Source organism: Exiguobacterium undae DSM 14481, from assembly GCF_000620805.1.
Taxonomy (GTDB): Bacteria; Bacillota; Bacilli; order Exiguobacteriales; family Exiguobacteriaceae; genus Exiguobacterium_A; species Exiguobacterium_A undae.
In genome coordinates this window covers 19555-41867 of sequence record NZ_KK211187.1, presented here as the reverse complement: position 1 = coordinate 41867, position 22313 = coordinate 19555, and the positions used below count along the sequence as shown (strand labels likewise).

General features: G+C 49.4%; 23 protein-coding genes. 22 read left to right on the top strand and 1 reads right to left on the bottom strand.

Annotated elements, in window-relative coordinates; translation table 11 throughout:
* Nucleotides 1-155 precede the first annotated feature (155 nt).
* The 9 genes from P397_RS0100910 to rsmI are packed head-to-tail and all read left to right on the top strand — an operon-like array spanning nt 156 to nt 6616.
* On the top strand, nt 156-1574 hold the full coding sequence (locus P397_RS0100910; protein WP_235183939.1) for an aminotransferase class I/II-fold pyridoxal phosphate-dependent enzyme: 1419 nt from the start codon (nt 156-158) through the stop codon (nt 1572-1574).
* The gene (gene tmk, locus P397_RS0100905) at nt 1571-2209 is read left to right on the top strand and encodes a dTMP kinase (protein ID WP_028105334.1); all 639 of its coding nucleotides are present in this window, start codon (nt 1571-1573) and stop codon (nt 2207-2209) included. The genes P397_RS0100910 and tmk overlap by 4 nt, the downstream gene beginning before the upstream one ends.
* Nucleotides 2206-2535 (top strand): cyclic-di-AMP receptor, encoded by a 330-nt coding sequence (locus tag P397_RS0100900; protein ID WP_012368937.1) that lies wholly within the window; start codon nt 2206-2208, stop codon nt 2533-2535. Before tmk ends, P397_RS0100900 begins: the two co-directional genes overlap by 4 nt.
* Nucleotides 2535-3527 carry a DNA polymerase gene (locus P397_RS0100895; protein WP_026831564.1) on the top strand — a complete coding sequence of 331 codons (993 nt, stop codon included), beginning with the start codon at nt 2535-2537 and terminating at the stop codon, nt 3525-3527. The genes P397_RS0100900 and P397_RS0100895 overlap by 1 nt, the downstream gene beginning before the upstream one ends.
* Before the next feature lie 6 nt (nt 3528-3533).
* Complete coding sequence (locus tag P397_RS0100890) at nt 3534-4364, top strand: PSP1 domain-containing protein (protein WP_026827009.1); 831 nt, start codon at nt 3534-3536, stop codon at nt 4362-4364.
* Nucleotides 4361-4723: a DNA replication initiation control protein YabA gene (gene yabA / locus P397_RS0100885; RefSeq protein WP_026831563.1), complete on the top strand. Its 363-nt coding sequence runs from the start codon at nt 4361-4363 to the stop codon at nt 4721-4723. The genes P397_RS0100890 and yabA overlap by 4 nt, the downstream gene beginning before the upstream one ends.
* A 49-nt stretch (nt 4724-4772) precedes the next feature.
* A complete protein-coding gene (locus P397_RS0100880) occupies nt 4773-5510 on the top strand; it encodes a tRNA1(Val) (adenine(37)-N6)-methyltransferase (protein ID WP_028105333.1) in 738 nt (245 codons plus the stop codon).
* On the top strand, nt 5503-5784 hold the full coding sequence (locus tag P397_RS0100875; RefSeq protein WP_026831561.1) for a GIY-YIG nuclease family protein: 282 nt from the start codon (nt 5503-5505) through the stop codon (nt 5782-5784). The genes P397_RS0100880 and P397_RS0100875 overlap by 8 nt, the downstream gene beginning before the upstream one ends.
* Nucleotides 5762-6616 (top strand): 16S rRNA (cytidine(1402)-2'-O)-methyltransferase, encoded by an 855-nt coding sequence (gene rsmI / locus P397_RS0100870; RefSeq protein ID WP_028105332.1) that lies wholly within the window; start codon nt 5762-5764, stop codon nt 6614-6616. The genes P397_RS0100875 and rsmI overlap by 23 nt, the downstream gene beginning before the upstream one ends.
* 38 nt (nt 6617-6654) lie before the next feature.
* Here rsmI and P397_RS0100865 read toward each other — a convergent pair whose 3' ends face one another.
* Complete coding sequence (locus tag P397_RS0100865) at nt 6655-6951, bottom strand: AbrB/MazE/SpoVT family DNA-binding domain-containing protein (RefSeq protein WP_012368944.1); 297 nt, start codon at nt 6949-6951, stop codon at nt 6655-6657.
* A gap of 340 nt (nt 6952-7291) precedes the next feature.
* Here P397_RS0100865 and metG point away from each other — a divergent pair, with 340 nt between their 5' ends.
* From metG to mfd, 13 genes are all read left to right on the top strand, one after another.
* Nucleotides 7292-9247 (top strand): methionine--tRNA ligase, encoded by a 1956-nt coding sequence (gene metG / locus P397_RS0100860; protein WP_028105331.1) that lies wholly within the window; start codon nt 7292-7294, stop codon nt 9245-9247.
* 59 nt (nt 9248-9306) lie between these two features.
* Entirely contained in the window at nt 9307-10074 is a 768-nt protein-coding gene (locus P397_RS0100855) for a TatD family hydrolase (RefSeq protein ID WP_026831558.1), read from the top strand.
* On the top strand, nt 10071-11354 hold the full coding sequence (locus tag P397_RS0100850; RefSeq protein ID WP_028105330.1) for a 3D domain-containing protein: 1284 nt from the start codon (nt 10071-10073) through the stop codon (nt 11352-11354). The genes P397_RS0100855 and P397_RS0100850 overlap by 4 nt, the downstream gene beginning before the upstream one ends.
* A 69-nt stretch (nt 11355-11423) precedes the next feature.
* Nucleotides 11424-11981 carry a ribonuclease M5 gene (gene rnmV, locus P397_RS0100845; protein WP_026831556.1) on the top strand — a complete coding sequence of 186 codons (558 nt, stop codon included), beginning with the start codon at nt 11424-11426 and terminating at the stop codon, nt 11979-11981.
* Nucleotides 11978-12856 carry a 16S rRNA (adenine(1518)-N(6)/adenine(1519)-N(6))-dimethyltransferase RsmA gene (gene rsmA / locus P397_RS0100840; RefSeq protein WP_026831555.1) on the top strand — a complete coding sequence of 293 codons (879 nt, stop codon included), beginning with the start codon at nt 11978-11980 and terminating at the stop codon, nt 12854-12856. The genes rnmV and rsmA overlap by 4 nt, the downstream gene beginning before the upstream one ends.
* An 84-nt stretch (nt 12857-12940) precedes the next feature.
* On the top strand, nt 12941-13180 hold the full coding sequence (locus P397_RS0100835; RefSeq protein WP_012368950.1) for a Veg family protein: 240 nt from the start codon (nt 12941-12943) through the stop codon (nt 13178-13180).
* A 96-nt stretch (nt 13181-13276) separates the two neighbouring features.
* Entirely contained in the window at nt 13277-14137 is an 861-nt protein-coding gene (gene ispE / locus P397_RS0100830) for a 4-(cytidine 5'-diphospho)-2-C-methyl-D-erythritol kinase (protein WP_028105329.1), read from the top strand.
* 69 nt (nt 14138-14206) lie between these two features.
* Nucleotides 14207-15046, top strand: a complete 840-nt coding sequence (purR, locus tag P397_RS0100825; protein WP_026831553.1) for a pur operon repressor — start codon at nt 14207-14209, stop codon at nt 15044-15046.
* 162 nt (nt 15047-15208) lie between these two features.
* Nucleotides 15209-15520: a septation regulator SpoVG gene (spoVG, locus tag P397_RS0100820; RefSeq protein ID WP_026831552.1), complete on the top strand. Its 312-nt coding sequence runs from the start codon at nt 15209-15211 to the stop codon at nt 15518-15520.
* A gap of 167 nt (nt 15521-15687) precedes the next feature.
* Entirely contained in the window at nt 15688-17037 is a 1350-nt protein-coding gene (gene glmU, locus P397_RS0100815; protein ID WP_028105328.1) for a bifunctional UDP-N-acetylglucosamine diphosphorylase/glucosamine-1-phosphate N-acetyltransferase GlmU, read from the top strand.
* 64 nt (nt 17038-17101) lie between these two features.
* Nucleotides 17102-18058 (top strand): ribose-phosphate diphosphokinase, encoded by a 957-nt coding sequence (locus P397_RS0100810; RefSeq protein ID WP_014969100.1) that lies wholly within the window; start codon nt 17102-17104, stop codon nt 18056-18058.
* A gap of 120 nt (nt 18059-18178) precedes the next feature.
* The gene (pth, locus tag P397_RS0100805) at nt 18179-18736 is read left to right on the top strand and encodes an aminoacyl-tRNA hydrolase (protein WP_026831550.1); all 558 of its coding nucleotides are present in this window, start codon (nt 18179-18181) and stop codon (nt 18734-18736) included.
* Nucleotides 18737-18790: 54 nt separating this feature from the next.
* The gene (mfd, locus tag P397_RS0100800) at nt 18791-22306 is read left to right on the top strand and encodes a transcription-repair coupling factor (protein WP_028105327.1); all 3516 of its coding nucleotides are present in this window, start codon (nt 18791-18793) and stop codon (nt 22304-22306) included.
* Nucleotides 22307-22313 lie beyond the last annotated feature (7 nt).

Genomic DNA, 22313 nt, shown 5'->3' with positions numbered 1-22313 from the left:
TTCCCATGCCGAACACGGAAGTTAAGCACTTGAACGCCGAAAGTAGTTGGGGGCTTCCCCCTGTGAGGATAGGACGTTGCCAGGCAATTGAAGAAACCGATCTGCATCTGCAGGTCGGTTTTTTTGTACTTTAAATCAGAAAGGACTGTACGGATATGAAAGGTCGGATGCCGATTGTTGAAGCACTGTATGCTCATGTAGAAAGGAAAGCTACTTCTTGGCACGTTCCCGGTCATAAAAACGGAACAGTACTAAACGGCTTACCTTCTTTTTTAGAATGGGATAAAACAGAGTTGGCTGGTTTGGATGATTTTCATCATCCTGAAGAAGCCATCTACGAAGCAAAACTTTTGTTGCGTCAAATCTATGATGCCTCGGACAGTCATTTTCTGGTGAATGGATCGACTGTCGGAAATTGGGCGATGTTAGCGGCAGTTGCGAGTCGTGGAGACCGGATCTATGTGCAACGGAACTCACACAAGTCTGTTTTTAATGCGTTGGAATGGTTGGGGTTATCGCCTGTTTTAATGGAACCGGACTACCATGCAACAGGAATCAGTGGAAATGTTTCACGTGAAACATTAGAAGAGGCCTTGAAACTGTATCCCGGAGGAGTAGCAGTCTTTTTGACGTCACCCACCTATTATGGAGAAAGCGCCGAAATTGATAAATGGGTTCAATTGACGAAGTCGCACGGGTTACCCTTACTCGTCGATGAAGCACATGGTGCACATTTTGGGGAAGCTTTTGGAGTTCGCTCTGCCTTTGAGTTAGGTGCAACCGCCGTTGTTCAATCTGCCCATAAGACCTTACCTGCATTGACGATGGGGGCGTGGATCCATGAACGTTTCACGGATGACGAACGAAGACGGCTAACACGTGCGCTTCAAGCCTTTCAAACCTCCAGTCCGTCCTACTTGCTGATGGCTTCACTTGATTTTGCCCGCGATTACCGTCAACAATTTACGGTTGAACAGATGTTGGAAATACGGAACAGCCATGAACACTTTCACCAACAACTCAATCAACACACTGAGTTGGACGTATTTACGTTTGATGATTGGTCGCGGATGATTGTCTCCTGCCGCGGGTATTCCGGGAATCAAGTGTTGGCAGCATTGGCCAAGCAGGGGATAGATACAGAGTTTGCTCTCGGAGAACATGTCGTTTGTATTTTACCGTTGCGCCTCTTACCGGAATCCGAACGAAATGCATGGATTGAACAAATCAAACAGGCACTTGATATGATGAAAACAGAAGGAATTCCCGATAAAAGGTATATGGAACAACCTATTATGGGTAAAATAAAGGTATCATCACTTGCTTGTCCACTCGATCAACTGGAGCGTACCGTGGCAGTCGAACGGTCTTTTGAAGAGGCAGTCGATTTTGTTTCACTTGAGACGATCATTCCCTATCCCCCCGGTGTTCCACTCTTACTACGGGGCGAACGGGTGACGCAAGCACACATCGAAATGATGAAGCAGTATATGACCACATCCGTCCATCTCCAAGGTGGGGAGCTTCTATATGAAGGAAAATTGCGTGTGATACAGGAAGGAATTACAGAATGACAGGAACTTTTATTACCGTAGAGGGGCCAGATGGCGCCGGAAAAACGACTCAATTACAACTACTTGCAGATCATTTGAAAGCCGAAGGATATGAAATCGTGATGACGCGGGAACCGGGCGGCACACGAATCGGTAATGAAATTCGATCATTGATTTTGAATCCGGATTTTAAAGAGATGGATGAGATGACCGAAATTCTACTGTACGCAGCGTCACGCGCGCAACATGTCAATGAATTGATCCGTCCGGCTCTTGCCGCCGGGAAAATCGTGTTATGCGACCGGTTCATCGATGCATCGATTGCCTATCAAGGGTATGGACTGGGTTATTCCATTGAACAGGTGCAGGAAATCAACCGGCAAGCTACAAACGGTCTGACACCCGATCGGACTTATCTGTTTGACTTGACGGTCGCGGATTCGAAACGACGGATGGTGGAGCGGGGGGCGCTCGACCGGATTGAGCAACGAGATGACGGCTTCCGTCAACGGGTATACGAAGGATTTTTGACATTAGCCGAACAGGAGCCGGAGCGCATTCAACTGGTGGACGCCAACCACTCAATCGATGACTTACAACAAATCTTGCGTCAGGATGTCCTGACCTATCTAGAGAAAAGGGAGCGATTATCATGAAAATGGTTATTACGATTGTTCAAGATAAAGACAGCTTACGTTTAGCAGAAGCATTGGTCGAACATGATTTCCGGGCGACAAAACTTGCAACGACGGGTGGATTCCTGAAAGAGGGAAACACGACGTTTATGATTGGTGTTCAGAGTGAACGCCTGGATGACTTGATGCGTCTGATTAAAAAGAATTGTTCGAGCCGAGAACAGATGGTTTCGCCAATCTCCCCAATGGGCGGTCATGCTGATTCCTATATCCCTTATCCTGTTGAAGTACAGGTCGGTGGAGCGACGGTGTTCGTCTTGCCAATCGAAGGGTTTCATCAATTCTGATGCAAACATTCCATGAACTAGAACAAACACAATCGGTCATCGCGACCATTTTACAAAACTCGTTACGGACCAATCGGATCAATCATGCTTATATCTTTACCGGAGACTATGAGCCGCTTCTTCTGGAGGCGGCTCAGTTGTTCGCCAAAAGTCTGTTTTGTGAGAAAAAAGATCAAATCGAGCCGTGTCAAACATGCCGGAGTTGCCGCCGGATGGACAGTGGGAACTTGGTCGACTACTATCAAATCGAACCGGATGGGGCGACAATCAAGAAGGAACAGATTCAGCAGTTGATGCATGATCTGTCGTTGCGTGGTCTCGAAGGGGATCGCCAAATCTACGTCGTGACGCAATCGCATAAGATGACGCCGCAAGCCGCGAACAGTTTATTGAAGTTCTTTGAAGAACCGGGTGCGGGAAAAGTGGCGATTTTAATCACGAATCAGCCGCAGTTGTTGTTACCGACGATTCGTTCACGCGGTCAATTGTTAAGTTTTCGACCGGCGGATCGCCTGTTGATCGGACAGGTCTTATCCGAAAAAACGGGACGGGATAGCGAATTAACCCAACTCGCAGCAAGGGTCTATCCGAAAATCGAGGATGCGGAGCAAGCATTGGTCGAAGACTGGTTTGTAAATGCGCGAGTGTCAGTGTTACAATTGATGGAGGAATTAGCGAATCGTCCGGCCGATTTACCTCTGTTCGTCCAAGAGAAATGGATCACTCAATTTAAAAACCGGCAAGATGCGCGGATTGGTCTGGAACTGGTGACGTGTTTCTTTGAAGATGTCCTGCATCTTAAACTGAATCCGTCATGGGAAATGATCACCTATGCGAACAGCCGACCATTACTTGAACAGATGGGTGGAAAAAGTCAGACGACGATCACACGTTGGTTGCAGGCAGTACTCGCAGCCGTTAAACGGATCGAAGCAAATGTTAATCCTCAATTAACAGTTGAGCGTCTCATGTTTGACTTACAGAAAGGGTAGAGCGATATGCTAGAAGTAGTAGGCGTTCGCTTTAAAGAAGCGGGCAAAATTTATTATTTTGCACCTGGACAAGAGTCATTATCACGAGGACAATCCGTCATCGTTGAGACAGTGCGGGGCATTGAATATGGTGAAGTGGTAATTGCCGATAAACAAATGGACGAAGATGATGTGGTCTTGCCGCTAAAATCGATTCTTCGCGTCGCGGATGATAAAGACGCGATGATTGTCCGTGAAAATAAAATGGCGGCGTTTGATGCGCACGCTGTCTGCGTCGAAAAAATTCGGGAGCACAAGCTCGATATGAAATTAGTCGACGTCGAATATACATTTGATCGAAATAAAGTCATTTTCTATTTCACAGCGGAAGGTCGTGTCGACTTCCGTGAACTCGTCAAAGATTTAGCTGCGGTCTTCCGGACCCGGATTGAATTACGTCAAATCGGCGTACGGGATGAAGCGAAGTTGCTTGGTGGAATCGGTCCGTGCGGCCGCGTCCTCTGTTGTTCTTCTTTCTTAGGAGAATTTGAACCCGTCTCGATCAAGATGGCAAAAGATCAAAATCTTTCCTTAAATCCAACCAAGATTTCTGGTGTGTGCGGTCGTTTGATGTGTTGTCTCAAATACGAAAATGACACGTACGAAGAAATGCGACGCGATTTGCCGGATTACGGAAAACGTCTGACCGTTCCTGAAGGGGAAGGACGAGTCGTTGGTCTGAATATCCTCGATCAAATCGTCCAAATCGAATTAAAAGACCGTTCCCGGGTCCTCACATACTCGATGGAGGAATTACTGTCCGTCGGTGCCGTAAAACAAAAACGACCAAAAGAATGACGGGGTGCATACGCGTGGAGAGAGTCGATAAAAAAGAAATCATTACGCGTGTCGATGCGATCGAGCAACAGATTCACTTGCTGACGGAGCATCTGAGCGTGTTAAAAGATCAGCTTGCTTATATGATGGAGGAGAATCAACACCTTTATCTTGAGAATCACCACCTCCGTGAGAAAGTGGAGCGTGATGAACAACAACCGATCACGGAAGAAGCGGAAGCGGAAGCCGGGGTTGGAGCCGGTTATGACAATTTAGGACGGCTCTATCAAGAAGGGTTCCATATTTGTAACCTGCATTATGGTCAAGTCCGTAAAGACGGAGACTGTCTGTTCTGCTTGTCCATGTTAACGAAACATTGAGAGGCTGACTTCCTAGGAGTCAGTCTTTTTTTCAGAAAGGAAGAACTGTATGGCTGAACTACTATCAGATGAGCGACTTGATCATCTGCTTGGAAAAGAAGGGCACATCATTCAAAGTCCCAGCGTATTTTCATATTCGCTTGATGCCGCGTTACTCGCACAATTCGCCTGGGTACCGATCCAACAAGGGAAATTAGTGGATCTTTGCGCCGGCAACGGAGCCATTCCGTTATTTTTATCGTACCGGACCAAAGGGACGATCACAGGTCTTGAAATTCAACCGCGTCTGGTCGACATGGCACGGCGCAGCATCGCGTTTAACGAAAAACAGGACCAGTTGAAGATGATCGAAGGAGATGTCAAGAAAGCAGGAAAACAGTTGGGATACGGGCTGTACGATGCCGTCACGTGTAACCCGCCATACTTCTTGGCCAACGAATCCTCGAACCGGAACCAGAGTGAACATTATACGATTGCCCGGCACGAAGTCTTATGTACGCTGGAAGACTGTATCCGGTCGGCCGCCGATCTCCTGAAGCAAGGCGGGAAAACGGCATTTGTTCATCGCCCGGAGCGTCTGCTCGACATCGTGACCTTGATGCGTCAGTACCGGCTTGAACCGAAGCGGATGCAACTGATTTATCCGAAAGAGGGCAAAGAAGCCAACATGCTGTTGATTGAAGGCATCAAAGACGCCAAACCGGGGTTGAAAGTATTGCCCCCGTTCATCGTTTATGAGCAGGATGATACGTACACCGAGCAGATGCGGAACCAGTTCGATGTCTGAGCACCACGCCGTCTATATCGTCCGTTGTCGGGACGGCAGTCTCTATACCGGGTATGCCGTCGATGTTGAAAAGCGGTTGGCGACACATAATGCCGGACAAGGGGCAAAATACACCCGGGCCAGACTGCCGGTCGTGCTCGAATACACCGAAACATTCACGACGAAGTCAGACGCCTTGAAACGAGAGTATGCAATCAAACAACTGACACGGACCAAAAAGGAACAACTCATTCAAGGAGGGATGACATCGCATGAAAGCAACCAGCAGCTTTAAAGGACAAACGGCGGGACTGTACATCGTTCCGACGCCGATCGGAAACTTAGAAGACATGACGTACCGGGCTGTCCGGATTTTACAAGAGTCGGATCTCGTCGCGGCGGAAGATACACGACAAACGATGAAACTCTTTAATCATTTTGAGATTGAGACGAAACTCGTCAGTTACCATGAACACAATAAACAGGTCAGCGGAGCACGTTTGCTCGCGGACTTGCAGGACGGCAAACAAGTCGCACTCGTCTCGGACGCCGGGATGCCGGGCATTTCCGACCCGGGCAGTGATTTGATTCGCTCGGCGATCGACGCCGATGTACCGGTCATTGTCTTACCCGGAGCGAATGCAGCTTTGACGGCACTTGTCGCATCCGGTCTTGCGACGGAACGGTTTCTCTATTACGGATTTTTACCGCGTAAGAAAAAAGAGCGCCGGGAGGCACTGGAAACGGTTCGGTATGAAAGCGGTACTCTGATCTTCTATGAAGCACCCCATCGTTTAAAAGAGATGCTGGGGGCCTTACGTGACGTACTCGGTGACCGTCAGCTGACGTTAGCCCGGGAACTGACGAAACGGTATGAAGAATACATCCGTGGATCAGTGACGGAAGCCCTCGAATGGGCGGGAGAAGACGTCCGCGGCGAGTTTGTCGTCATCGTCGAAGGATCAACCGAGGAGCGACCGACTGAAATCGCGCAAGAAGCCGATCCGCTGCAACAAATCGAACGGTACATCGAACAAGGGGAAAAACCGAATGCTGCCTTGAAACGAGTGGCCAAGGAGCGGGGACTTGATCGTCAGGAACTGTACCTCCGTTATCATGAATCCTAAAAAAAGAAGCGACTCCGTTTGGAATCGCTTCTTTTGGCTTATTCGTTTCCTGCGTAATGACGATCGAGGAAATCTTTTAACTCAACGAGGACACGTTGTGCGCCGTCTGGAGAGAGAATCAATTTACCGTCTGCCAATTTGAAGTTATCTTCTGATACTTCGCCTGTTACTTGGCAAGTCATGTTTGGTTTGTATTTTTTAAGGATGATCTGCTCGTTGTCGACATAAATCTCGAGTGCATCCTTCTCTGCGATTTGAAGAGTCCGACGAAGTTCAATTGGAATAACTACTCGACCGAGCTCGTCTACTTTACGTACAATACCTGTTGATTTCATTTTGTTGTTCCTCCTCTGATGTCTAGGTTCTCTTTTTTTTTGGAAAATCGTCAAAATTCGACATCACTTCTATAGAATGTAGAATACTAAACTTTCCAAAAGTAGTCAACCAATCTGAATAGCTTGAAATCAAAATGTCATTTATTTCTCAAAAAAACCATATCTGAAACGATTTATTAATAGTTTTTCCCTTTTTAAAGGAAATGAAACTATTGAGTGTGTTTTTCTGTAATTTGATGTCTGATGTCAAAAAATGTTTCGATTCGACAAAAAACGAGTTTCGACACAGACGGCAGAACAGCGTATAATAATGAAATGAAATACAGAACGGAGGAATATCATGGCAAAAACATTTTATATCACGACACCGATTTATTATCCTAGCGCAAAGCTACATATCGGTCATGCATACACGACGGTCGCGGGAGACGCGATGGCGCGTTATAAACGCCTTCAAGGATTTGATGTTCGTTACTTAACAGGAACAGATGAGCACGGACAAAAAATTCAGGAAAAAGCAAAAGAAGCCGGCGTGTCGGAACAAGAGTTTGTCGACGGCGTCGTTGAACAGATCAAAGTCTTGTGGGATCGCCTGGATATCTCGTATGACGACTATATCCGGACGACAGAACCGCGTCACAAGGAAGTCGTGGAACGTGTGTTTGAGACGTTACTCGAAAAAGGGGACATCTATCTCGGCGAATATGAAGGATGGTATTCCGTTCCGGACGAAACGTATTACACCGAGTCACAACTCGTTGACGGCAAAAGCCCGGACAGCGGTCATCCGGTCGAACTCGTTCGGGAAGAGTGTTACTTCTTCCGAATCAGCCAATACGCGGATCGTTTAGTCGAGTACTATGAAGCGAACCCATCGTTCATCCTACCGGAATCGCGGAAACATGAGATGATCAACAACTTCATTAAACCAGGTCTTCAGGATCTTGCGGTCTCCCGGACAACATTTGATTGGGGCGTTAAAGTACCGTCGAACCCGAAACACGTTGTCTACGTCTGGGTCGATGCGTTGACGAACTACATCTCATCACTTGGTTACGGGACGGATGATCAAGGAAACTTCGATAAATACTGGCCGGCGGATGTTCATCTGGTCGGAAAAGAAATCGTCCGCTTCCACACAATCGTTTGGCCGGCATTGCTGATGGCGCTTGACCTGCCGCTTCCGAAGCAAGTCTTTGCACACGGCTGGTTACTGATGAAGGATGGAAAGATGTCGAAGTCAAAAGGAAACGTCGTCGATCCGATTCCAATGATCGATCGGTATGGACTCGATGCGTTACGTTATTATCTGCTTCGTGAAGTACCATTTGGATCAGACGGGATGTTCACACCAGAAGCATTCGTCGAACGGATGAACTTTGACCTTGCGAATGATCTCGGTAACTTACTCAACCGGACGATTGCGATGATCACAAAATACTTCGACGGTGTCATCCCGGCCTATGTCGGAAATGTCACGCCGTTTGATGAGACATTGTCGACGCTTGCGAAAGAAACGGTCGAGAAAGTCGAAGCATCAATGGAGCATATGGAATTCTCGGTCGCTTTGTCGCACATCTGGCAATTGATCAGCCGGGCGAACAAGTACATCGATGAAACACAGCCGTGGGTGCTTGCAAAAGACGAAGCGAAAACAAACGAATTGGCTTCTTCGATGGTCCATCTGGTCGGCGCATTACGCCACGTTGCGATCATGCTACAACCGTTCATGACACGTTCTCCAAAAGAAATGTTCCTTCAGCTTGGTCTTGAAGGACAGCCGATGGACTGGACAGCCCTCGAACAATTTGCAGCAATCGAGGAAGGAACAAAAGTGGGCGTCGCCCAACCGATCTTCCCGCGTCGCGACATGAAAGAAGAAGTCGAGGCAATCGTCGAGATGATGAAACAAGCGTCTGCTGCACGTGTCGAAGAAGAGACCGTCGAAGAAGAGGTCGATGCCGACGAGCGTCCGGAGACGACGATTGATGTCTTCGATCAAATCGAACTGCGTGTCGGAGAAGTCGTGACGGCTGAAAAAATCAAAAAAGCAAAAAAATTGTTGAAGTTAACCGTTGATATGGGGAAAGAGACACGTCAAATCGTCTCTGGAATCGCTGAATGGTACGAGCCGGAAGATTTAGTCGGTCGGAAAGTCATCGTTGTCGCCAATTTAAAACCGGTCACATTACGGGGAGAATTGTCACAAGGAATGGTGCTGGCTGCTGAAAAATCAGGTAAGCTTGAACTAGCGACGGTCCCATCGACGATGGCAAACGGAGCAAGCGTAAAATAATTCAGATGCCTGTGGACTTCATGTCGCAGGCGTTTTTTTGAAAGAGGGAGTCGAACGGTATGTTGATTGATACACACACACACTTAAATTCGGATCAATTCGACGGTGACGTCGAGGAAACGATTGAACGGGCACGCGCAAACGGCGTGTCACCGATGATTGTCGTCGGATTTGATCATAAGACGATTGACCGGGCGATGGAACTGGTCGAGCACTATGATGATCTTTATGCGGTCATCGGCTGGCATCCTGTTGATTCGATTGATTTCGACGAGGCGGCCTATCAGAAAGTCGAACGGTTGATGGATCATCCGAAAGTCGTCGCCCTAGGGGAAATCGGACTGGATTACCACTGGGATACATCACCGAAGGATGTTCAAGAAGAGGCGTTTCGAAAACAAATCCGCTTGGCGAAACAAAAAAATAAACCGATCGTCATTCACAACCGTGAGGCGACGGAAGATACACTCCGTATCCTCGAAGAAGAAGACGCCAAGGAAGTCGGTGGGATTTTGCACAGCTACAGCATGAGCGCAGAACTGTTACCGCGCTGTCTGGCGATGAACTTCTATATCTCACTCGGTGGACCCGTGACGTTTAAAAATGCGAAGACACCAAAACGGGTGGCGCAAGAAGTGCCGCTCGATCGTTTGCTCGTCGAGACGGACTGTCCGTACCTGACACCAACTCCATACCGCGGAAAACGAAACGAACCGGCGTACGTCCGATTCGTTGCGGAAGAAATCGCACAGTTGCGCGGGATGATGTATGCGGATATCGAACAGGCGACGACTGAAAACGCAAAACGCGTCTTCCGGCTTCCATGATTCGATCAGTCGCTTATATGACGATTGGCGCGACGCTGTTGCTGATCGCCAGTCTATTGTATCTGTCGATGGATCACCCCCGTACGGTTACGATCATGGTGGATGGACGCGAGACACAGGTCGAGACGCTTGAGACTTCGGTGTACGGCGTGTTGCAGGAAGCGGGGATTTCCGTCCGCGCTCAGGATGAAATCGAGCCGGCGCTCAGTGCCGATCTTCCGGACAATGATTTGATTGTCGTTCAACCGGCGAAAGAAGTCACCTTGATCATGGGGTACGGGGAAGCACAAACCGTCAGAACCCAAGCACGGCGGGTGGATGATCTATTGAAGGAACGCGGCATCAAACAAATGGAGACCGACGACATTTATCCGGCAAAAGATGCGGTCTTGACGACCGGGATGACGGTCCGGTACCGGGAAGCGTTCCCGGTCGAATTGATCGTTGAAGGAAAAGCCCGGGAAATCTATACCTATCAGACGACAGTCCGGGAGCTGTTGGCGATGCAGGGCGTGAAGCTACAAGCGGAAGATAAAGTATTGCCGAGTCTTGAGACGACGGTCCAAAAAGATATGCTCGTCACGGTCAATACGACGCGGCGTGCTGTTTTGACGGAAGAACAGCTGTTACCGTTTGAGGTCGAGACGATTGAAGACGATACACTGCCGGTCGGCGAACAGTTAGTGACGAAAACCGGACGCCCCGGGATCCGGACGCAAAAGTATCAATTGACGCTTGCGGACGGTCTGAGCAAAGAAAAGAAATTAATTGCGAATGATGTGACGAGTCAACCGGTTAAACAAGTCGTGAAAGTCGGAACAAAACCCGTCGAGGCGGTTGCCGCCACACCGGCACCGGTCTTCGATACGGAAAAAGCGACAGTGCCGTTAGCGGAAGCACCTCAAGCTGCAACGGATTTGGATTTTAAAGAAGCGAAAACCCTGATGGTGGAAGCAACAGCCTACACCAATGATCCGGCATCGAACGGAAGTCGGTTGTATGATGGACGTGCCTTGACGGCAACCGGTTACGACGTGACGGATACGATCACCTACCAAGGGTTACCGATCATCGCCGTCGATCCGAAAGTCATCCCGCTCGGCACAAAAGTTTATGTCGAAGGAGTCGGGCTTTCGATTGCGCTTGATACCGGTGGTGCGATCAAAGGCAATAAAATCGATGTTCTCGTAGACGGCGAAACGACAGCGAAACAGTTTGGCCGAAAAACGATTCAGATTTGGGTCATTCCGAACGAAGCAGAGACGGAAGCGGGCAGTTGACGCTTCCTTGTTTTTTTTGTGGAAACAGGTACAATTACGGAAGTGTTTGAAAAAGGTGGAGAAGAAACGATGCGGAAACGCTTAAAAGAAGTCATCGTCGTAGAAGGACGGGACGATACGACACGGTTACAGGAAGTATTCGATGTCGATACAATTGAAACAAACGGTTCTGCTGTCAACGAACAGACGTTGCAACGCATCGCGAAAGCGCTCGAACGGCGCGGTGTGATCGTCTTTACCGATCCGGACTTCCCCGGGGACCGGATCCGGGCACGGATCAACGAGCGGGTTCCGGGATGTAAACAGGCTTATTTGCCACGGGCGGATGCCAAAGACAAACGCGGTAAAATCGGCGTCGAACACGCGTCACCGCAGGCGATTGAACGAGCCCTCAGCGCAGTGTATGAGACAGAAGAACAGCAGGAAGCGGAAGTGACGCGGGACATGATTCTCGCAGCCGATTTGATTGGCGGACCTGCTGCTTCGAAACGTCGCAAACGGCTTGGACAGGTGCTGGCAATCGGAGAGCCGAACGCGAAACAACTCGTCAAACGAGTGGCGTCGATTCGGATTACGAAACAAGAATGGGAAGATGCTTTGAGACAGATAGAGGAGGAACAGGATTGAAAGACATTGCAACATTGCACCGGACAAAGGAAATCTTGGCAAAACACGGATTTTCCTTCAAAAAGTCGTTAGGGCAAAACTTTTTAATTGATTTAAATGTACTGGGGAACATCGTCGGTGCCGCCAATTTAACACCGGACAGCGGAGTGCTCGAAATTGGTCCCGGAATTGGCTCGTTGACGGAGCAATCTGCGAAACAAGCGAAAAAGGTCGTAGCCCTTGAAATTGATCAACGGCTTTTACCAATCCTGGATGATTCACTGGCACCATATCCTCACGTCAAGGTCATCCACGGTGATGCGCTTGAGCTCGATCTTGAGACAATCGTCGATCAGGAATTCACGCAACAAGGCATTACCGATCTTGCGGTCGTCGCGAACCTTCCATACTATGTGACGACGCCGATCATCATGCGGATTCTGGAAGCACGGACACCGTTCCGGACATTGATCATGATGATTCAAAAAGAGGTGGCGGAACGAATCGGAGCGAAACCGGGGACAAAAGCCTACGGCTCGTTATCGATTGCCATTCAATACTATGCGGAAGCGGAAGTATGCTTCACGGTTCCAAAACACGTGTTCATTCCGGCGCCAAACGTCGATTCGGCTGTCATCCGTCTGAACATCCGAAAGGAACCGGCCGTTAAGACGTTGGATGAGAAGTTGTTCTTTGAAGTAACGCGTGCCAGTTTCGCGCAACGTCGGAAGACGATTTTGAATAACTTATCCAGTCACTTCGGAAAAGCGGAGAAAGAGGCGGTTGAGGCAGCGTTGCACGAAGCAGGAATCGATCCGCGCCGTCGCGGTGAGACACTCAGTCTGCAGGAATTCGCACAGCTGGCCGACGCACTTTTGCCGATTAAAAAACGTTGACGGTAGACAAAAGAACGGATATAATATTTGCCCTTTCTAATATTTAATTCATATGCTATAATAAATATTAGTGAGGTGAAGCGTATGCCAAAGACGTTGAACGAAATCAGACATGTTTTTGAAACACATGTTGGTGAAAGACTGACGCTAAAAGCAAGCGGCGGTCGTAAAAAGGTCGTAACCCGAATCGGAACGCTCGTTGAGACGTATCCATCGGTGTTTGTAGTCAAGCTAGACGCAGAGCGCCACAATGTCGAGCGAGTTTCTTATAGCTATGCCGACGTATTAACCGACTCCGTACAAATCGAATTTGCGAATTCGTAAACTTACCTTCCGAAGCGGACAGAAATGTTCGCTTCTTTTTTTGTGCAAAGGTTGATACAATTCGTACAGGATACGTACTAGAGGAGGAACGGCACGATGACGATTATTGTAAAAGCACCAGCAAAAATCAATTTAGTATTGGATGCGACGGCGAAACGTCCGGACGGTTATCATGATGTACATATGGTGATGACGACAGTTGATTTGGCAGACCGGCTCGAATTAACGGAACTAGCTTCTGGTGAGATTCGGATGAATGCGCAACATGCGTATGTGCCGAACGACGAACGCAACTTAGCGTATAAGGCGGCAGCGGTCTTGAAAGAGCGGTTTGATATCAAGAGCGGGGTCGAGATCTACCTTGAAAAACACATTCCGGTCGCAGCCGGATTAGCGGGCGGCTCGAGTGATGCGGCAGCGACGCTGCGTGGGCTGAACGAATTGTGGAAGCTCGACTTAACGCTTGAACAACTGGCGGAAATCGGAGCGGAAGTTGGTTCCGATGTTCCCTTCTGTGTCATGGGCGGGACAGCGATCGCGACCGGACGTGGTGAGAAACTGGAGAAACTCGTGTCTCCTCCGCCGTGCTGGGTCGTCCTCGCGAAACCGACAATCGGTGTCTCGACGGCAGACGTGTACGGGGCACTGGATTTAAAAACGGCCGAGCGCCCGGATGTCGAGGCGATGATCGAAGCAGTCAAAAATCAGGACTTCACGGCGATTTGTGATGCGCTGGGCAATGTTCTTGAATCGGTGACCTTACCGATGCATCCGGAAGTCGAACAGATTAAAGCATTCATGACGAGTTGCGGCGCGGAAGGCGTCCTGATGAGCGGGAGCGGACCAACTGTCTTCGCTTTGACGGAACATGAGAATCGGGCACAACGGCTCTATAACGGATTACGAGGTTTTTGCAACGAAGTCTACGTCGTTCGTCTTTTAGGGGAAAACCATTGATAGTTTCCGTATGAAAATGATATATTCACTAGTGAATATTCGGAATTACGGAGAGGTGGAACAATTTAGATGAAAATTCGGAGAAGCGGTCGGCTCGTAGACATGACACGTTACCTGCTGGACCATCCGCATCATCTGGTCTCATTGACGATATTCGCGGAACGTTATAAATCTGCGAAATCTTCGATCAGTGAAGATTTAGATATTGTCAGTGAAATGTTAGAGCATGAGGGGACAGGTCGACTCGTCACCGTTCCCGGGGCAGCTGGAGGCGTCATGTTCATTCCGACGTGGAGCAGTGCGAAGGCGTTACCGTTTATCGATGAGTTATGTGAACGGGTGGCACGACCGGACCGTTTGTTGCCGGGCGGATACTTATATCTGACGGACTTGCTCGGGGATCCGCGGATGGTCAAACAGATGGGGCAAGTCTTCGCCTCTGTCTTCAGTCAGAAGAAGGTCGACGTGGTCATGACGATCGCGACGAAAGGGATTCCGCTTGCGTACGCAGTCGCCGAACAGCTGGGTGTTCCGTTTGTGATCGTCCGCTCGGACAGCCGGGTGACGGAAGGATCAACCGTCAGCATCAATTATGTTTCCGGCTCGTCAAAAGCGATTCGGACGATGGCGCTGGCACGGCGGAGTCTTCCCCGTGGTGCCAATGTCCTGCTGATTGATGACTTCATGAAAGCCGGCGGAACGATTCGCGGCATGATGAGTCTGCTCAGTGAGTTTGAAGCGAACGTCGCGGGTGTCGGTGTGCTGATTGAAGCAGAAGGTGCCGAGAAGAAGATGGTCAATGAGTACGTCAGTCTGATGAAGCTTGCGGACGTCGACGTGGATCTTGGACAAATCCAAGTGAAGCGCGGAAATGTCGACCAGTATTTCACAGATGGTGACAATACCTGAATTTGACACACGATTTTTTTGTAACTATACTGTAATTATCAAACTTTTGGAAATTATGCGTAAAAAGATTGGCAAAAGCTAAACCTTTGAATGTTTTAAGCCGTAAGTAGAAGTAGACAACGAAGAGTTGTGACAACGGTTATAAAAAGGGGTGCGGACAAAATGAATGTCACCGACGTCAAGATTCGTCGCGTCGTAGCAGAGGGTCGAATGAAAGCACTTGCCTCGATTACGCTCGACCACGAATTTGTGGTCCATGATTTACGCGTGATCGAAGGGAACAGCGGTCTTTTCGTCGCGATGCCAAGCAAACGGACACAGGAAGGCATCTTTCGTGATGTCGCCCATCCAATCAATGCATTAATGCGAAAAAAGGTCGAAGATTCAGTATTAGAAGCATACGCGGTTCGTGAGGAAAATGCTGAAACGTCAGAGCTTGAGTTGACGCCACTTGAAGCGACCGATCGATCGTAATTCAATAGACAGGTTTCCGTTCATGGGAGAACCTGTCTTTTTTTGTGCTTTTTCATGACTTCCGACCCGTCCCGTCATTGATTCGGTGCGCCATTTTCGTTATAGTGGGAACGAGTGGACTATTTCAGAAAGAAATCAACACTAATTTACATGGAGGAGCGACAAGGATGAATCATTTCGCGGTAATTCTAGCAGCGGGTAAAGGCACTCGGATGAAATCAAAGCTCTACAAAGTACTTCACCCAGTAGCTGGGAAGCCTATGGTACAACATGTCGTTGATCAGTTGACGACACTTGGTGTCACACGTCAAGTCGTTATTGTCGGTCACGGTGCAGAGTCTGTAAAAGAAGTGCTCGGCACATCGGTGGAATATGCACTTCAAAGCGAGCAGCTTGGCACGGGTCATGCTGTTCAAATGGCAGAACCTGTACTTGGGAACGAAACAGGCTCGACACTCGTCGTATGTGGAGATACGCCACTCCTGACGAGCACAACGCTTGAGTCACTCTTGCAGCATCATGCGGAGACGGGCGCAAAAGTGACGGTCCTAACCGCACATGCAGATGACGCCACAGGCTACGGTCGCATCGTTCGCGGCGAGGACGGAAACGTCTCGAAAATCGTCGAGCATAAGGATGCGAACGAACAAGAACTGGCAATCACAGAAATCAACACCGGAACGTACGTGTTTGATAACGAGATGTTGTTTGCGGCTTTAAAACAAGTCAAAAATGATAACGTACAAGGTGAATATTATTTACCGGACGTCATCGAAATCGCAAAAGCAGACGGCGAAACGATCGCTGCGTATGCTGCACCGACATTTGAAGAAACGATTGGTGTCAATGACCGTGTTGCGCTCGCGCAGGCGGAAACATCGATGCGCAAGCGGACAAATGAGCATTGGATGCGTCAAGGCGTCACGTTTGTTGATCCCTCTTCAACGTACATCGGACCGGACGTCGTGATCGGTTCGGATACAGTCTTGTACCCGGGGACACAATTGCTCGGAAAAACAACGATCGGTTCTGAATGCATCATCGGACCCAACTCGGATATTCGGGACAGTGAAGTCGCGGATCATGCCGTCGTCCGCCAATCGGTTGTGACGGACAGTCAAATTGGAGCAGCCGCACAAGTCGGTCCATTTGCCCATCTGCGTCAACAAGCCGTACTTGGTGCCAACACGCGCATCGGAAACTTCGTTGAAGTGAAGAAATCAACGTTCGGAGAAGGCAGCAAGTCTGCCCACTTAAGTTACGTCGGCGATGCCACAATCGGCAAAAACGTCAACTTAGGATGCGGTTCGATCACTGTCAACTACGATGGAACAAATAAATTCCAGACGGTCATCGAAGACGATGCCTTCATCGGCTGCAACGTCAACTTGATCGCACCGGTCACTGTCGGTAAAAATGCGCTTGTCGCAGCAGGATCGACCGTTACGGATGATGTTCCGGAAAACGGACTGGCAATCGCACGTGAGCGTCAGACGACCAAACCCGATTACCGTTAATTTTATTCGTTCATTACCTGTCGCTCTACTCGTCTAAACCCAAACAAATGGAGGCCACCTAACCATGTCTACTGTCTTAGAACATGAAATTCGTATTTTCGCCCTTAACTCGAACAAACCACTGGCAGAGGAAATCGCTAAAGTCATCGGGATTCCGGTCAGCGAAAGTTCAGTCAAACACTTCAGTGACGGCGAAATTTCAATGAACATCGAAGAAAGTGTCCGGGGGGATGATATTTACATCATTCAATCGACAAGCCAACCGGTCAATGAAAACCTGATGGAGTTGCTCATCATGATCGATGCGTTAAAACGAGCTTCCGCACGGACGATCAACGTCGTTATTCCGTATTACGGCTACGCGCGTCAAGACCGTAAAGCACGTTCACGTGAGCCGATCACAGCGAAGCTTGTTGCGAACTTGCTTGAAGTTGCCGGTGCGACACGCGTCGTGACGATGGATCTCCATGCAGCTCAAATCCAAGGTTTCTTCGATATTCCAGTAGATCAATTAATGGGTGTTCCCTTGCTTGCTTCTTACTTCGAGAAGAAGAACATCGACCCGAACGAACTCGTCATTGTTTCTCCAGACCATGGCGGTGTGACACGGGCACGTAAATTAGCGGAACAATTAAAAGCACCAATCGCGATCATCGATAAGCGTCGTCCAAAACCAAACGTGGCGGAAGTCATGAACATCGTTGGCCAAGTCGACGGAAAAATCGCGATCATCATCGATGACATCATCGATACAGCAGGAACGATCACACTCGCTGCCAACGCTTTGATTGAAAACGGGGCGAAGCAAGTGTATGCCTGCTGTACACACCCGGTTCTGTCGGGTCCTGCGATGGAACGGATCGAAAACTCGGCGATTGAAGAACTCGTCGTCTTGAACACAATTGATTTGACGAAACGTGAATGCGCAAGCAAAATCAAACAAATCTCTGTCGCACGTTTGCTTGCAGAAGCAATCATCCGTGTCCATGAGCAAAAATCAATCAGCCCGCTCTTCAGCTGATTTCAAACAGATATGAACGCCAAGGTCCGGTTTTTAGAAATCGGACCCTTGTGCGTTGTTGTTTTTCCACCATCTGACGGATTGAAGGATCCGGCAGGAGAAAGCAGAGGAGGTGACGGTATGAAATGTATCGTCGGTTTAGGCAATCCAGGCGCCAAGTACGCTAATACACGCCATAATATCGGTTTTTTGGCAATCGATGCACTGGCCAAGGAACACGGAATAAAATTAACCGAGTCGAAGTTTAAAGCGGTCTTCGGAACGGGAATGATTAAAGGGGAGCGCGTGGTCCTCGTTAAACCATTGACGTATATGAACTTGTCGGGTGAAGCGGTCCGTCCGTTACTCGATTTTTATAAAATTGCGGTCGAAGACGTTCTTGTCATCTATGATGATCTGGATTTGCCACTCGAGAAAATGCGTTTGCGTTCAAAAGGGAGTGCCGGAGGACATAACGGCGTCAAATCGTTGATCCAACATCTCGGTACACAAGACATTAAACGATTAAAATTAGGCGTCGGCCGGCCACCGGCACCGATCCAAGTCATCGACTGGGTCTTGATGCCGTTCGCAAAATCAGAACAGGTGACGTTGCAACATGTGTTATCTGATTCGGTTCATATCGCAACCGATTTTATCGATACGCCGTTTTTGGCGTTGATGAATCGTTATAACTGAACAAAACGCTTTGGACATCCAAAGCGTTTTTGCTGTCGTCCTAGGAGGGAAAGTATGAAACAACTACAAAATCTGTTACTCGGTATTCCGGAGATTAAAACCGTCCGGGAACGGTTCCGTGACGGCGTTAATGCCCAACTGATCACAGGACTGATGAACAGCGGGAAAGCCCTGTTCGTCGCGGGTATTTATCAGGAAACAAAAAAACGGTTCGTCATCGTGACGCACAATATGTTCCAAGCCCAAAAATTGTACGATGATCTGATTGAATTGGTCCCGGAACAAGACGTGATGTTGTATCCGGTCGACGAGACACTCGCGGCCGAACTGTCTTACGGCGCGAGCCCGGAACTCCGGGCGACACGCATCGAGACGAGGCATCGTCTCCTGACGACGGATGACGGAATACTGATCATTCCGCTCGTTGGTCTGAGACGGTACGTCCCGACAGCGTCCGATTTTTTGGGGCATACGAAACGGATTAAACCCGGCGATATCTTGTCGATTCCGGATTTTATTCAAGAATTGGTTGATGCCGGATACGAACGGACCGCTACGGTCACGACGCCGGGCGAATTTGCGGTGCGCGGAAGCATCATTGATTTGTATCCGTTGACGGTGGAACGTCCGTACCGGTTGGACTTGTTTGATGAAGAAGTGGATTCGATCTATACATTCGACGCGGAAACACAGCGTTCGCTTGGTGTCATCGCGGAAGCGTTAGTACCGCCTGCTGCCGAACATTTTGCGACCGGTGAAGGGTTGCGGACCGCCGGGGAACAGTTGCGCCGGTTGTATGACGTGACAAAGGAACGGGTCCAAAGTACGGAAGTCTTGGCGGCGCTCGAAGAAGGCATCGCCTACGATGTCGAAGTGCTTGAAAGCGGCGAGCGACCAAAACAGCTTGCGAAATATGCACCAATGCTTTATCAAACGACGTTACTCGACGACATTAAAGATGCCGTCTTGATCGTCGATGAAATTGCCCGGATCGAAGAAGCAGCGGAAGTCCAGGATACGGAAGAAGCGGAATGGATGGCTTCCTTGATCGAACGGGGACAGAGTGTCAGTGAGTACACGTTAGCCGTTCCGATGATGAAGGTGTTTCAGCAACGGCAACTGCTGTATCTGTCCTTGCTCCCGACACGCCGGAGCGGTGTTCCGGAGAGTGCTGCCATTCATTTCAGCATCAAACCGATTGCCCCGTTCCACGGTCAAATGGAGCGTCTGAAGCAAGAGGTCGATCGGTACGGTCGCGCGGATATGTGGATGGTCTTTTTAGCGAGTAACCGCGAACGGGCCGAACGGATGCGGCAGACATTATCCGATTATGGGGTCGAAGCCTCGTTGCATACGACGGAAGACGATATTCGCCGCGGGCATCCATCAATTCTGATCGGCGGCATCCACGGCGGATTCGAGATGACAAATGCACGCCTCGTCGTCATCACGGAAGAAGAAGTCTTTAAACAACCGGCACGGCGACGCAAACAAACGACCAAACTGACGAATGCCGAACGGATCAAAAGTTATCAGGAATTAAAAACCGGTGACTATGTCGTCCACATTCATCACGGAATTGGACGGTACCACGGGATTAAGACGATTGATGTCGCGGGGAACCACCAAGATTACCTGCATCTGATCTATGCCGGAGAGGACTCGTTGTACGTCCCGGTCGACCAGATTGATTTGATCCAAAAATATGTCGGGGCTGAAGGCAAAGAACCGAAAATCTACAAGCTGGGCGGAATGGAATGGAAAAAGGTCAAAGCGAAAGTCCAGAAATCCGTCGAAGACATCGCGGATGAGCTGATCAAATTGTATGCGGCACGCGAAGCAGCGGTCGGATTTGCTTTTCCGGAAGATGATGACAGCACGCAGGCATTCGAAGCCTCATTCCCATACGAAGAGACGGTCGATCAGTTGCGGTCGATCGAAGAAATCAAAAAAGACATGGAACGTTCCCGTCCGATGGACCGCCTGTTGTGCGGCGATGTCGGTTACGGAAAAACGGAAGTCGCGATCCGGGCGGCCTTCAAAGCCGTCATGGCCGGCAAACAAGTCGCCTTGCTTGTCCCGACTACCGTCCTTGCGCAACAGCATTACGAAACGATGCTCGAACGGTTCAGTGACTGGCCGATCAACGTGTCCGTCATGAGCCGTTTCCGCTCGGCGGCAGAGCTAAAAGCGACGAAAAAAGGATTGAAGGAAGGAACGGTGGATGTCGTCGTCGGCACACACCGTGTCTTATCCAAAGATGTTCAGTTTGCCGATATCGGCTTGCTGATCATCGATGAAGAACAACGCTTCGGAGTGAAGCATAAAGAACGACTGAAACAGCTGAAAACGAATGTCGATGTCCTGACCTTAACGGCGACACCGATTCCACGGACGCTGCATATGTCGATGATCGGTATTCGGGATTTGTCGGTGCTTGAGACACCACCGGAAAACCGCTATCCGGTTCAAACGTATGTGATGGAATATGACGGAATCGTCATGCGGGAAGCGTTGGAGCGTGAGCTTGGTCGCGGCGGACAAGCCTTTTTCCTCTACAACCGGGTCGAAGGGATCGAACGAAAAGCAGAGGAAATCCGGGCACTCGTTCCGGAAGCACGTGTCGTGACGGCTCATGGCCGCATGACGGAAAGTGAACTCGAAAGTCAGCTCATTACCTTCTTCGAAGGGGACGCCGACGTCTTGGTCAGTACGACGATCATCGAGACCGGCATCGATATTCCGAACGTCAATACGTTGATTGTCAACGATGCGGATCAAATGGGGCTCTCCCAGTTGTATCAATTGCGGGGACGTGTCGGTCGGTCCAGCCGGGTCGCCTATTCCTACTTCACATACCGTCCACAAAAACGGTTGACCGAGGTTGCGGAAAGCCGTCTGCAGGCGATCAAGGAGTTTACGGAACTGGGCAGTGGTTTTAAAATCGCGATGCGCGACTTATCGATTCGCGGGGCAGGGAACTTGCTCGGATCGCAACAATCAGGCTTCATCGATTCCGTCGGATTTGATTTGTATTCGCAAATGCTGTCGGAAGCGGTCGAAGAACGCAAAGAGCGGATGAAAGGAAAACGGAGAGTCCAAAAATTCGTACCGGACTTTACGTTCAGCCTGGATGCCTACATCCCAAGCCATTATATGGCCGACTCCGAATTGAAAATTGAATTCTATAAACGATTGAAGTATGTGGACACACCGGAAAGTCTCGAGTCGCTCGAGTCCGAGATGTTGGAACGGTTCGGGGAATTCCCGGTCGAAGTCGCCCGGTTGATTCAGTTGACGCGGATGCGGATTTTTGCAGAGCGGGCACGGATCGAACGTGTCAAACAGACGGATCCGAAAATCGAAATCGTCCTTTCGGCACAAACGACTCAGTCGCTTGATGTCGCTGATTTCGTCAAATGGACGGTTCCGATCGGGCGTGGTCTCGGGATGGGACAAGAGGACGGAAAATTGGTGTTGACACTGAATCGCGGCAAACAAACGTTGCAGCAGACGACGGAGCAAGCGGAACGGTTGCTCGCTGAGATTGATCGCCGGATCCTGCAATGAGTAAACG

Excerpts from the sequence above, each read along its gene's own strand:
- P397_RS0100910 (WP_235183939.1), top strand. The coding sequence starts at position 156 with ATGAAAGGTCGGATGCCGATTGTTGAAGCACTGTATGCTCATGTAGAA.
- tmk (WP_028105334.1), top strand. The coding sequence starts at position 1,571 with ATGACAGGAACTTTTATTACCGTAGAGGGGCCAGATGGCGCCGGAAAA.
- P397_RS0100900 (WP_012368937.1), top strand. The coding sequence starts at position 2,206 with ATGAAAATGGTTATTACGATTGTTCAAGATAAAGACAGCTTACGTTTA.
- P397_RS0100895 (WP_026831564.1), top strand. The coding sequence starts at position 2,535 with ATGCAAACATTCCATGAACTAGAACAAACACAATCGGTCATCGCGACC.
- P397_RS0100890 (WP_026827009.1), top strand. The coding sequence starts at position 3,534 with ATGCTAGAAGTAGTAGGCGTTCGCTTTAAAGAAGCGGGCAAAATTTAT.
- yabA (WP_026831563.1), top strand. The coding sequence starts at position 4,361 with ATGACGGGGTGCATACGCGTGGAGAGAGTCGATAAAAAAGAAATCATT.
- P397_RS0100880 (WP_028105333.1), top strand. The coding sequence starts at position 4,773 with ATGGCTGAACTACTATCAGATGAGCGACTTGATCATCTGCTTGGAAAA.
- P397_RS0100875 (WP_026831561.1), top strand. The coding sequence starts at position 5,503 with ATGTCTGAGCACCACGCCGTCTATATCGTCCGTTGTCGGGACGGCAGT.
- rsmI (WP_028105332.1), top strand. The coding sequence starts at position 5,762 with ATGAAAGCAACCAGCAGCTTTAAAGGACAAACGGCGGGACTGTACATC.
- P397_RS0100865 (WP_012368944.1), bottom strand. The coding sequence starts at position 6,951 with ATGAAATCAACAGGTATTGTACGTAAAGTAGACGAGCTCGGTCGAGTA.
- metG (WP_028105331.1), top strand. The coding sequence starts at position 7,292 with ATGGCAAAAACATTTTATATCACGACACCGATTTATTATCCTAGCGCA.
- P397_RS0100855 (WP_026831558.1), top strand. The coding sequence starts at position 9,307 with ATGTTGATTGATACACACACACACTTAAATTCGGATCAATTCGACGGT.
- P397_RS0100850 (WP_028105330.1), top strand. The coding sequence starts at position 10,071 with ATGATTCGATCAGTCGCTTATATGACGATTGGCGCGACGCTGTTGCTG.
- rnmV (WP_026831556.1), top strand. The coding sequence starts at position 11,424 with ATGCGGAAACGCTTAAAAGAAGTCATCGTCGTAGAAGGACGGGACGAT.
- P397_RS0100835 (WP_012368950.1), top strand. The coding sequence starts at position 12,941 with ATGCCAAAGACGTTGAACGAAATCAGACATGTTTTTGAAACACATGTT.
- ispE (WP_028105329.1), top strand. The coding sequence starts at position 13,277 with ATGACGATTATTGTAAAAGCACCAGCAAAAATCAATTTAGTATTGGAT.
- purR (WP_026831553.1), top strand. The coding sequence starts at position 14,207 with ATGAAAATTCGGAGAAGCGGTCGGCTCGTAGACATGACACGTTACCTG.
- spoVG (WP_026831552.1), top strand. The coding sequence starts at position 15,209 with ATGAATGTCACCGACGTCAAGATTCGTCGCGTCGTAGCAGAGGGTCGA.
- glmU (WP_028105328.1), top strand. The coding sequence starts at position 15,688 with ATGAATCATTTCGCGGTAATTCTAGCAGCGGGTAAAGGCACTCGGATG.
- P397_RS0100810 (WP_014969100.1), top strand. The coding sequence starts at position 17,102 with ATGTCTACTGTCTTAGAACATGAAATTCGTATTTTCGCCCTTAACTCG.
- pth (WP_026831550.1), top strand. The coding sequence starts at position 18,179 with ATGAAATGTATCGTCGGTTTAGGCAATCCAGGCGCCAAGTACGCTAAT.
- mfd (WP_028105327.1), top strand. The coding sequence starts at position 18,791 with ATGAAACAACTACAAAATCTGTTACTCGGTATTCCGGAGATTAAAACC.